The organism is uncultured Pseudomonas sp. (assembly GCF_913774235.1).
Taxonomy (GTDB): domain Bacteria; phylum Pseudomonadota; class Gammaproteobacteria; order Pseudomonadales; family Pseudomonadaceae; genus Chryseomonas.
The window spans coordinates 423716-435029 of sequence record NZ_CAJYDW010000017.1 but is presented as its reverse complement, the minus strand read 5'-3'; the positions used below and the strand labels follow the sequence as shown (position 1 = coordinate 435029).

Genomic DNA, 11314 nt, shown 5'->3' with positions numbered 1-11314 from the left:
TCCACGCGGGAACCGTCGCCACGTCCGTGGTTCGGAGTTCGCGAGCCCTGGCACAGAGCGTACGACAAACGTCGAATTGTTTTTTATTCCATTACAGCTCGGAGCTGAAACGGATTTGAATTTGTAGTAAAACTACACGCCGGCCGGAACCGTCCGGTCATAAATCCAAGAATTTTCGCTGCCCCCAAGAGGCCGGCGGCGACCCTGAGGCGACCGATTCTGGAAGCCTTTCCGCCCTGGAGCAAGCCATGCAAGATCTCGATCCCGTCGAAACCCAGGAATGGCTGGACGCCCTGGAGTCCGTCCTCGACCACGAAGGCGAGGAGCGCGTTCATTATCTGATGACCCGCATGGGCGAACTGGCCACCCGCAGTGGTACCCAGCTGCCCTACTCCATCAATACCCCCTATCGCAACACCATTCCAGTGACCAAGGAAGCCCATATGCCGGGCGACCTGTTCATGGAGCGGCGCATCCGCTCGCTGGTCCGCTGGAACGCCCTGGCGATGGTCATGCGCGCCAACCTCAAGGATCCGGATCTGGGTGGCCACATCTCCACCTTCGCCTCCAGCGCCACCCTCTATGACATCGGCTTCAACTATTTCTGGAAGGCGCCCAACGAAGAGCACGGCGGCGACCTGATCTACTATCAGGGCCACGCTTCCCCCGGCGTCTACGCCCGTGCCTTCCTGGAAGGCCGCCTCTCCGAAGACCAGATGAACAACTTCCGCCAGGAAGTGGACGGCAAGGGCCTGTCGAGCTACCCGCACCCGCACCTGATGCCCGACTTCTGGCAGTTCCCGACCGTGTCCATGGGTCTGGGTCCGATCACCGCCATCTACCAGGCGCGCTTCATGAAGTACCTGGAGAACCGCGGCTACATCCCCGCCGGCAAGCAGAAGGTCTGGTGCTTCATCGGCGACGGCGAGTGCGACGAGCCGGAAACCCTGGGCGCCATCTCCCTGGCCGGCCGCGAGAACCTCGACAACCTGATCTTCGTCATCAACTGCAACCTGCAGCGCCTCGACGGCCCGGTACGCGGCAACGGCAAGATCGTCCAAGAACTGGAAGGCATCTTCCGTGGCGCCGACTGGAACGTCACCAAGGTCCTCTGGGGCCGCATGTGGGACCCGCTGTTCGCCCGCGACACCGAAGGCCGCATGCAGCAGCGCATGGACGCCGTGGTCGACGGTGAATACCAGAACTACAAGGCCAAGGACGGTGCCTATGTGCGTAAGCACTTCTTCGGCGCCAACCCCGAGCTGCTCAAGATGGTCGAGGACCTGTCCGACGACGAGATCTGGAAGCTCAACCGTGGCGGTCACGACCCCTACAAGGTCTATGCGGCCTACCACCAGGCGGTCAACCACAAGGGCCAGCCCACCGTCATCCTGGCCAAGACCATCAAGGGCTACGGCACTGGCGCGGGCGAAGCCAAGAACACCGCGCACAACACCAAGAAGGTCGATGTTGAGTCGCTGAAGAAATTCCGCGATCGCTTCGACATCCCGCTGAACGACTCCCAGCTCAGCGAGCTGCCCTTCTATCGTCCGGCCGACGACAGCGCCGAGATGAAGTACCTGATGAGCCGTCGCGAAGCCCTGGGCGGTCACCTGCCCCAGCGTCGCGCCCGCAGCATCAGCATCCCCACCCCGCCGCTGGATACCCTGAAGGCGGTGCTGGACGGCTCCGGCGATCGCGAGATCTCCACCACCATGGCCTTCGGCCGCATCCTGTCGCAACTGGTCAAGGACAAGGACCTGGGCAAACGCATCGTGCCCATCCTCGCCGACGAGGCCCGTACCTTCGGCATGGAAGGCATGTTCCGTCAGCTGGGCATCTACTCGCCCCACGGCCAGCTCTATGAGCCGGTCGACCGCGACCAGGTGATGTACTACCGCGAAGAGAAGGACGGCCAGATCCTCCAGGAAGGCCTCAACGAGGCCGGCGCCATGTCCTCCTTCATCGCCGCCGGTACCGCCTACAGCAACTACAACCAGCCCATGCTGCCGGTCTACATCTTCTATTCGATGTTCGGCTTCCAGCGCATCGGCGACCTGGCCTGGGCGGCGGGCGATGCCCAGACCCGCGGCTTCCTGCTCGGCGGCACCTCCGGCCGTACCACCCTGAACGGCGAAGGCCTGCAGCACGAGGACGGTCACAGCCACATCCTGGCCGGCACCATCCCCAACTGCCGCAGCTACGATCCCACCTATGCCTACGAGCTGGCGGTGATCATGCGCGAAGGCATCCATCAGATGATGGAACTGCAGCAGAGCGTCTTCTACTACATCACCGTGATGAACGAGAACTACCAGCAGCCGGCCATGCCCGAGGGTGTCGAGGAAGGCATCATCAAGGGCATGTACCTGCTGGAAGAAGAAAAGGGCGACTTCAAGCACCGCGTCCAGCTGCTGGGCTCGGGCACCATCCTCAACGAGGTCCGCGCTGCCGCGAGCCTGCTGCGCGAGATGGGCGTCGGCGCCGACATCTGGAGCGTCACCAGCTTCAACGAACTGCGCCGTGAAGGCCTGGCCGTGGATCGCTGGAACCGCCTACACCCGCTGGAAGAGCGCCGCCTGACCTACGTCGAGCAGTGCCTGGGCGAGCGCCAGGGTCCGGTCATCGCCTCCACCGACTACATGAAGCTGTTCGCCGACCAGATCCGCCAGTGGGTCCCCACCGAATTCCAGGTGCTGGGTACCGATGGCTTCGGTCGTAGCGACAGCCGCAAGAAGCTGCGTGATCACTTCGAGGTCGATCGCCGTTGGGTCGCCGTCGCCGCTCTGCAGGCGTTGGCCAACCAGGGCAAGCTGGAACGTAAGGTCGTGGCCGATGCCATCACCAAGTTCGGCATCGACACCGAGAAGCGCAATCCCCTGGATTGCTGATGCGGCACACGGATAAGAGGAAACAATTGTGAGCGAGACCATCCGCGTACCCGACATCGGCAGTGGCGACGGCGAAGTCATCGAGCTGCTGGTGAAGGTCGGCGATACCGTCGAGGCCGAACAAAGCCTGGTGGTGCTGGAGTCCGACAAGGCCAGCATGGAGATTCCGGCCCCCAAGGCCGGCAAGATCGCCGCCCTACACATCAAGGTCGGCGACACCCTAAAAACCGGTGATCTGCTGATCGACCTAGAAGGCGACGACGCCGCCTCCGGCAGCGAGCCCGCCGCCGAACCCAAGGCCGAGTCCAAGCAGACCCAGGTCGAGGAAAGCGAAACCCCGACGCCGGCCGGCGACGAGGACGCCTCGGCGTCCGCCGGCGAAGGCGAGTCCCAGGAGATCCACGTCCCCGACATCGGCTCCAGCGGCAAGGCCAGCATCATCGAGGTGGCGGTCAAGCCCGGCGACACCATCGCCGCCGAGCAGACGCTGATCACCCTGGAATCCGACAAGGCCAGCATGGAAATCCCCTCCCCCGCCGCGGGCGTGGTGGAGAGCATTTCCGTCAAGGTCGGCGACGAAGTGGGCACCGGCGATCTGATCCTGGTGCTCAAAGGCGCCGCCAATGCCAAGCCGAGCAAGAGTGTCGAGTCCAAGGCCGGCGACAAGCCCGCCAAGGCAGCCGCCGAGCCCGAGCTGCACGAGCAAGCCGCTGCCGAGCCGGCCGGTGAATCGGTCGAGGAGATCAAGGTCCCCGACATCGGCTCCACCGGCAGTGCCAACGTCATCGAGGTGCTGGTCAAGGCCGGTGACCAGGTCAAGGCCGAGCAGTCGCTGATCGTGCTGGAGTCCGACAAGGCCAGCATGGAAATCCCGGCGCCCAAGGCAGGCGTGGTGGAAAGCGTCGCCATCAAGGTCAATGACCAGGCCAAGACCGGCGATCTGATCCTGACCCTGAAGGTGGCCGGTGCCGCGCCCAAGCAGGCGGCCAAACCGGCTGCTGGCAATGCTGCCAGCGCCCCGGCGCCCGAGAAGAAGGCCGAGGCTCCGGCCAAGGCCGCCGCTCCCGCCAGCGCACCTGCCGCCGGCAAGGGCAAGAAGGTCCATGCCGGTCCGGCGGTGCGCATGGTCGCCCGCGAATTCGGCGTCGACCTGGGCGAGGTCACCCCGACCGGTCCCAAGGGTCGCATCCTCAAGGAAGACGTCCAGACCTACGTCAAGGATCAGCTGCAGAAGAGCAAGGCGGCTCCGGCCGCGGCTGCAGGGGCCACCGGTGGCGCCGGCATCCCGCCGATTCCCACCGTGGACTTCAGCAAGTTCGGCGAGATCGAAGAGGTGCCGATGACGCGCCTCATGCAGGTCGGTGCCAACAACCTGCATCGCAGCTGGCTGAACGTGCCTCACGTGACCCAGTTCGACCAGTCCGACGTGACCGATCTGGAAGCCTTCCGCGTCGGTCAGAAAGCCGTGGCGGAAAAGGCCGGCGTCAAGCTGACTATCCTGCCGTTCCTGCTCAAGGCCTGCGCCCATGTGCTCAAGGAACTACCGGACTTCAACGCCTCCCTGGCCCCCAGTGGCAAGGCGATCATCCGTAAGAAGTACGTGCACATCGGCTTCGCCGTGGACACTCCGGACGGTCTGCTGGTCCCGGTCATCCGCAACGTCGACCAGAAGAGCCTCCTGCAACTCGCCGCCGAAGCCGCCCAGCTGGCGGAAAAGGCGCGGACCAAGAAGCTCAGCGGCGACGACATGCAGGGCGCCTGCTTCACCATCTCCAGCCTGGGTCACATCGGCGGCACCGGCTTCACGCCGATCGTCAATGCCCCGGAAGTGGCGATCCTCGGCGTGTCCAAGGCCAGCATGCAGCCGGTCTGGGACGGCAAGGCCTTCCAGCCGCGCCTGATGCTGCCGCTGTCGCTGTCCTACGATCACCGCGTGATCAACGGGGCCGCCGCCGCGCGCTTCACCAAGCGCCTGGGCGATCTGCTCGCCGAGATCCGCGGCCTGCTGCTGTAACCGCCGACGGCCGGTGTTCGCCAGCGATCACCGGCCAACGGTTGAAAAAATGGGAACCCCGCACACGCGGGGTTCCTGTTTTTTTGTCCTGGAGAAGAGGTAGGATGGCGATCGGCTGCAGGCGCTTGCGCCCTTCCGGTCTGATCGGGCAACCTTGTTAGTCATCCGATATCGCCAGTGAGGCGGAAAGGAAAAAGGGTTAATGATTTGTCTATCCTTTCCGATAACCCTAGGACACTTATCCGTCTTCACAAGGACGCGAACCCGCGCATGAGTATTCATTCCGACGCTGCCGATGCCGCGGTAGCCGATCAGGCAGGCGCTCTCAGTGCTCCTGCCCGATTGGGCTTGCTGCGCTTCGAGCGTCTGAATGAAGCCTCCTGGGCGATGCTCTATCTCGATCCGCGTTGCGATGCCAGCCTTGGCCTGCCTGCTCCGGCGCTCTGCTCGCTCATCGATGCGCCCTATGCCAGCCTGATGGAACCCAGCGTCCGTCACCGGCTGCACGAAGAGATCCAGTTGCAGCTCGCCGAACACGGCAGCTACCAGGTGCGTTACCTGTTCCATTCCCCCAGCGCGCCCTGCCAGGTCGTCGAAGTGGGCGAAAGCCTGCAGCGCCATGGCCGCCCACTGCTGCGCGGCTATCTGCTGCGGGTCGCCAATGACGATGCGCTCTCCAGCCAGTGGGAAGCCCATACCCTGGCGCTACGCTCCAGCCTCGCCCTGCTGCAGGACAATCAGGATCACCACCAGCGCCGCCTGGCGATCGCCCAGGCCCGCCAGGACCTGCTGCTCGGCCTGTCCCGCCTGGCCTTGTGCCAGGACGTGACGGACGCCGAGCTGGCGCAACTCATCCTCGACCAGGGAGCCGCGGCCTTCGACGTGGACCACGTTGGCCTGTGGCGTCTGGACGGCAATGGTCTGAGCGGTCTGACCAGTGATGACCGGATCACCGCGCTGTGCACCGAGTACCGCCGCCTGTTGCGTGAGCAGCAGGTGATCGAAGAGGCGAGCCAGGTACTGCAGGCCCCCAACACCGGTGGCGGAACCGCCCTGGACGTGGCGCTGCTCCAGGACGGGCACCTGGTCGGCGTGCTCTGTCTGAGACGCCAACAGGCCGCCACCTGGACGCCGGAAGACGTTGCCTTCGCCCGCAGCCTGGCCGATTGCCTGGCCGCACTCATCCACAGCGCAGCGAGCCCGCCGGAGCTGACCCACCCGCTCACCCGGGTCATGGAAGCCAGCACCGATGCCTTCCTCCTGCTCGATGCCCAGGGTCGGCTGGAACATGCCACCGACAGCTTCGCCCGGATCACCGGCCATCCCATCACCCAGGCCCAGGGCATGCTCATCGACTCCCTGCCGGCCCTGGAGAACTGGAGCGAATTGCTCTACGAAGCCTGGCAGCGCCTCGCGCACCAGGACAGCTGGCAAGGCGAGATGCGCTGCTACCGGCGCGACGGCGAAAGCTACTGGGGCCTGCTCTCGATCTCCAAGATCCTGCAGCCCAGCGGCGACCTGCAGGGCTACCTGGGGATCTTCCAGGACACCAGCAAGACGCGTTTCGCCCACCAGCACAATGACGAAATCGCCTTCCGCGACAGCCTCACCGGCCTGGCCAACCGCAGCCATTTCATCGCTCGCCTGGAAGCACGTCTGGAGCAGTCCAACGCCAGCCGCGAACACTCGCTGCTGCTGGTGGACGTCGACAACTTCAAGCGGGTCAACGATAGCCTGGGCCATCGCATCGGCGACCAGTTGCTGGTCGGGCTGGCCCGCCGCCTGCGCACCGCCCTGGGCAAGAGCGCGCTGATCGCCCGCATCGCCAGCAACGAATTCGCCGTGCTGCTGGAGGGAATGGACGCCATTGCCGCCGCCGCCCTGGCCCGCGATACCCTGGTGGCCCTCGATCCGCCACTCTACGTGGACGGCCACCCCACCTTGATCAGCTGCTCGATCGGCCTGACTACCGCGCGCCCGCACGAAACCGATCCCCAGACCCTGATCAAGCATGCCGGCCTCGCGCTGCATCGCGCCAAGGCCAATGGTGGCCACCAGGTCCAGATCTTCACCGAGGCGCTGATCGCCGAAGCCAGCAACAAGCTGTTCATGCAGAACAACCTGCGCCGTGCCCTCGAACAGAACGAACTCCTGTTGCACTACCAGCCCAAGGTCTGCCTGAAGCGCGCCCGATTGCTGGGCCTGGAGGCACTGATCCGCTGGCAGCACCCGGAAAAGGGCATGATCCGCCCGGACCAGTTCATCAGCATCGCCGAAGAAACCGGTCTGATCATTCCCATCGGCAAATGGATCATCCGTGAGGTCTGCCGCCAGCTGCACCGGCTGGCCGCGATGGGCTTCGGCGATCTGCAGATCGCCATCAACCTCTCGCCCAAGCAGTTCACCGACCCCGAACTGGTACAGTCCTTCGTCACCATCCTCGACGAAGAGCGCATCGCCCCGGAGCGCCTGGAGCTGGAGCTGACCGAGAGCCTGCTGCTGGACGCCACCGACGCCACCCGCGAAACCCTGGAGGCCCTCAAGCGCCTGGGCATGAGTCTGGCGATGGACGATTTCGGCACCGGTTATTCGTCGCTCAGCTACTTGAAAAAATTCCCCATCGACATCATCAAGATCGACAGGAGTTTCATCAAGGACATCCCGGACAACCAGGACGACATGGAAATCACCTCCGCGGTGATCGCCATGGCCCACAACCTCCGGCTGGAGGTGGTTGCCGAGGGCATAGAGACGACCGAGCAGTTGGCTTTCCTGCGCCATCATCGTTGCGATATCGGCCAGGGCTATCTGTTCGACAAGCCGATCCCGGCCGAGCAGCTCGAAACCGCGCTGGCGCGCTACCTGCCGGTGCGCTGAACCGCCGAGCGGCGCCGATCCTGCCTGGGCGACCTTGCCAACGAGGCGTATTCGCCAGGCCTTCCCCCACGAGGTAACCCATGGTCCTGCGTTCCGAAATTCTGACCAAGAAGAGCCACCTGCCCGCCGCCGACCAAGCCTTGCCCGGCCGCGAGACACCCATGGCCGTCCCCGCTGCCCACTACGTCAACGGCAATCCGCTGCAGGGTCCCTTCCCCGCCGGCCTGCAGAGTCTGGTGGTCGGCATGGGCTGCTTCTGGGGTGTCGAGCGCCGTTTCTGGCAGCAACCGGGGGTCTGGACCACCGCCGCGGGTTACGCCGGCGGCTATACGCCCAATCCGACCTACGAAGAGGTCTGCTCGGGGCTGACTGGCCATACCGAGGTGGTACTGGTGGTGTTCGATCCCGCCCAGACCTCGCTGGAGGCGCTGCTCAAGGTGTTCTGGGAAGCCCACGATCCGACCCAGGGCATGCGCCAGGGCAACGACGTCGGTACCCAGTATCGCTCGGCGCTCTATTACGCCGACGACAGCCAGCGGGAAGCCTTCGAGGCCAGCCAGGCGGCCTTCCAGGCCAAGCTGGCCGAGGCGGGCTATGGCGAGATCACCACCGAGATCGCCCCACTGCCGCCCTTCTACTATGCCGAGGCCTATCACCAGCAGTACCTGGCGAAGAATCCCAACGGCTATTGTGGCCTGGCCGGCACCGGCGTCTGCCTGCCGCCGAGCCTGGCGCGCTAGGCAGCGAGGCCCTGCGCGCTGCCGGACGGCCTTTCGTCCGCTGGCGCCGCCCGCCCCTGGTTCCGCTATTCGGCAATCAACCAGTCCAGCTGGCTGCTGCCTTCAGTCTGGGCCAGGTGCTGGGCCAGCCAGGGCAGCAGGTCACGCAACTCCTCCTCCAGTCCCCAGGGCGCATTGACGATAGCCAGCCCAGAGCCATTGAGCCGGGTCGGATCGTCCGCCGGATTGACTAGCAGTTCGGCCCTCAATAGCTTGGGTGCGCCACTGTTCTGCAGCCCCGCATAGAATCTCTTGAGCTGACGGCGGTCCTTGATTGGATACCAAAGGGCGATCACCGTTTGGCGCATGCGGCCGATGGCTTCCTGCACCGCCTTGACGCAACGCTCCAGTTCATCGGCCTTCTCGAAGGGCGGATCGATCAGCAGCAGTGCCCGGCGCTCGGGCACCGGCAGCAGGGCGCGCGGTAGCAGCCAGCCATCCTTCTGATGCACCGCCACCCGGCGATCACCCGCCATGTTCTCCTTGAGCAACCGCCCGTCCTCGGGATGCAACTCATTGAGCAGCAGTCGATCCTGGTCGCGCAGGGCCTGGCGCATCAACTCGGGTGAACCCGGGTAGTAGCGCAAGGCGCCATCGGGGTTGAGCGCCGCCACCGCTTCCCGATAGCCGGCGAAGGCCGCCGGGGCATCGTCTCGCGCCCACAGCCGGCCGATGCCCTCCCGCCACTCATCGGTACGGCTGGCCTGGTCGCCGGCGAGGTCGTAGCGCCCGACCCCGGAGTGGCTGTCCAGATAGACGAAGGGTGCCTCCTTGCGCGCCAGCAGCGCGGCCAGGCGCAACAGGGTGAGGTGCTTGAAGACATCGGCGTGGTTGCCGGCGTGGAAGGCGTGTCGGTAATTCATGGGATACTCCAGCGTCAGCCCTACAGTGTACCGCCTTCCTCCGCTACCGGCGGCGCTGCGCTTTGACACCCTGGCCGTCCAGCGGGTTAAATCCCCAGGCTATTCAATCCTTTGTTACAGGAGTCGCGCTTGGACGCCGTCACCATCAACAGCTTGTTCTTGATCGGTGCGGTGCTGATCGGCCTGTCGATTCTGGTCAGCTCGATTTCCTCGCGGGTCGGCATCCCGATCCTGGTGATCTTCCTGGTGGTCGGCATGTTCGCCGGGGTAGATGGTCCCGGCCACATCGCCTTCGACAACTATCCCATGGCCTACCTGGTGGGCAACCTGGCGCTGGCGGTGATCCTGCTCGACGGTGGCATGCGCACCCGGGTGTCGAGCTTCCGGGTGGCGCTCTGGCCGGCGCTGTCGCTGGCTACCGTGGGGGTGATGATCACCACCGGCCTGACCGGCGTCGCCGCGGCCTGGCTGTTCGATCTCAGCCTGCTGCAGGGCCTGCTGATCGGTGCCATCGTCGGCTCCACGGACGCCGCGGCGGTGTTCTCCCTGCTCGGCGGTCGCGGCCTCAACGAACGGGTCACCGCCAGCCTGGAGATCGAATCCGGCAGCAACGACCCCATGGCAGTGTTTCTCACCGTCACCCTGATCGACATGCTCGCCAGTGGCCAGAGCGGCTTCAGCTGGAGTCTGCTCGGCCATTTCGTCAGCGAATTCGCCATCGGCGGGGTGATCGGTCTCGGCGGGGGCTGGCTGCTGCTGCAGCTGATCAACCGCATCCACCTCGCCGACGGCCTCTATCCGCTGCTGGCCATCAGCGGTGGTCTGCTGATCTTCGCCCTGACCAACGCCGCCCACGGCAGCGGCATCCTCGCCGTGTACCTGGCCGGTCTGCTGATGGGCAATCTGCCGATCCGCAGCCGCCACGGCATGCTGCACATGCTCGACGGCATGGCCTGGCTGGCGCAGATCGGCATGTTCCTGGTGCTGGGGCTGCTGGTGGAACCCCACAACCTGCTGCCCATCGCCCTACCGGCCCTGGGCTTGGCGCTGTGGATGATCCTGGTCGCCCGTCCGCTGTCGGTGGCCATCGGCCTGCTGCCGTTCCGCGCCTTCCATGATCGCGAGAAGGCCTTCATCGCCTGGGTCGGCCTGCGTGGCGCGGTACCCATCATTCTCGCGGTCTTCCCGATGATGGCCGGCTTGCCCCAGGCGCAGCTGTTCTTCAACGTCGCCTTCTTCATCGTGCTGGTGTCGCTGCTGGTGCAGGGCTCCAGCCTGCCGCTGGCGGCCAAGCTGCTCAAGGTGACGGTTCCCCCGGAACCGGCGCCCTTCTCCCGTGCCGGCCTGCAGGTGCATCCCACCAGCGAGTGGGAGCTGTTCATCTATCGTCTGGGCGCCGAGAAATGGTGCATCGGCGCCGCCCTGCGCGAGCTGAAGATGCCCGAGGGCACCCGTATCGCTGCGCTGTTCCGCGGTGAAACGCTGCTGCACCCTTCCGGCAGCACCACCCTGGAAGCCGGCGACATCCTCTGCGTGGTCGGCCACGAGCACGACCTGCCGGCCCTGGGCCGGTTGTTCAGCCAGGCGCCGCAGCAGACCCAGAGATTCTTCGGCGACTTCGTCCTGGAAGCCGACGCCGAACTCAGCGCCGTGGCCGCGTTGTACGGCCTGCAACTGGGCGAGGTGGACGGCAACCAACGCCTCGGCAGCTTCATCACCCACGAGATCGGCGGCGAACCCATCGTCGGCGACCTGGTGGAATGGAACGGCCTGGTGTGGATCGTCGCGGCCATCGAGAACAAGCGCGTGCGCAAGGTCGGCGTGAAGTTTCCCGAAGGCCAGAGCAGCGGACCCGCGCTCTTTCTTTAACCGCGGATGAACAGGGTTCGC

General features: G+C 65.1%; 6 protein-coding genes. 5 read left to right on the top strand and 1 reads right to left on the bottom strand.

Annotated features, from left to right (window positions below):
• The first annotated feature begins 248 nt into the window (after window positions 1–248).
• The 4 genes from aceE to msrA all read left to right on the top strand — a co-directional run bounded on the left by aceE (window position 249) and on the right by msrA (window position 8522).
• Window positions 249–2891, top strand: a complete 2643-nt coding sequence (gene aceE / locus QZ471_RS19065) for a pyruvate dehydrogenase (acetyl-transferring), homodimeric type (protein ID WP_059225911.1) — start codon at window positions 249–251, stop codon at window positions 2889–2891.
• A 28-nt stretch (window positions 2892–2919) separates the two neighbouring features.
• Complete coding sequence (gene aceF / locus QZ471_RS19060; protein ID WP_295466686.1) at window positions 2920–4905, top strand: dihydrolipoyllysine-residue acetyltransferase; 1986 nt, start codon at window positions 2920–2922, stop codon at window positions 4903–4905.
• Between the two features lie 270 nt (window positions 4906–5175).
• Window positions 5176–7782, top strand: coding sequence for a GGDEF and EAL domain-containing protein (locus QZ471_RS19055; RefSeq protein ID WP_295466685.1), 2607 nt, complete (start codon window positions 5176–5178; stop codon window positions 7780–7782).
• An 80-nt stretch (window positions 7783–7862) separates the two neighbouring features.
• Window positions 7863–8522, top strand: a complete 660-nt coding sequence (gene msrA, locus QZ471_RS19050; protein ID WP_295466683.1) for a peptide-methionine (S)-S-oxide reductase MsrA — start codon at window positions 7863–7865, stop codon at window positions 8520–8522.
• 65 nt (window positions 8523–8587) lie between these two features.
• Here msrA and rlmJ read toward each other — a convergent pair whose 3' ends face one another.
• Window positions 8588–9424 carry a 23S rRNA (adenine(2030)-N(6))-methyltransferase RlmJ gene (rlmJ, locus tag QZ471_RS19045; protein ID WP_295466681.1) on the bottom strand — a complete coding sequence of 279 codons (837 nt, stop codon included), beginning with the start codon at window positions 9422–9424 and terminating at the stop codon, window positions 8588–8590.
• Window positions 9425–9553: 129 nt separating this feature from the next.
• On the opposite strand from rlmJ, the gene QZ471_RS19040 reads away from it, so the two are divergent.
• Window positions 9554–11293 carry a potassium/proton antiporter gene (locus tag QZ471_RS19040; protein WP_295466679.1) on the top strand — a complete coding sequence of 580 codons (1740 nt, stop codon included), beginning with the start codon at window positions 9554–9556 and terminating at the stop codon, window positions 11291–11293.
• Window positions 11294–11314: the final 21 nt, after the last annotated feature.

Coding starts and splice junctions, on each gene's coding strand:
- aceE (WP_059225911.1), top strand. CDS start 249: ATGCAAGATCTCGATCCCGTCGAAACCCAGGAATGGCTGGACGCCCTG.
- QZ471_RS19055 (WP_295466685.1), top strand. CDS start 5,176: ATGAGTATTCATTCCGACGCTGCCGATGCCGCGGTAGCCGATCAGGCA.
- msrA (WP_295466683.1), top strand. CDS start 7,863: ATGGTCCTGCGTTCCGAAATTCTGACCAAGAAGAGCCACCTGCCCGCC.
- rlmJ (WP_295466681.1), bottom strand. CDS start 9,424: ATGAATTACCGACACGCCTTCCACGCCGGCAACCACGCCGATGTCTTC.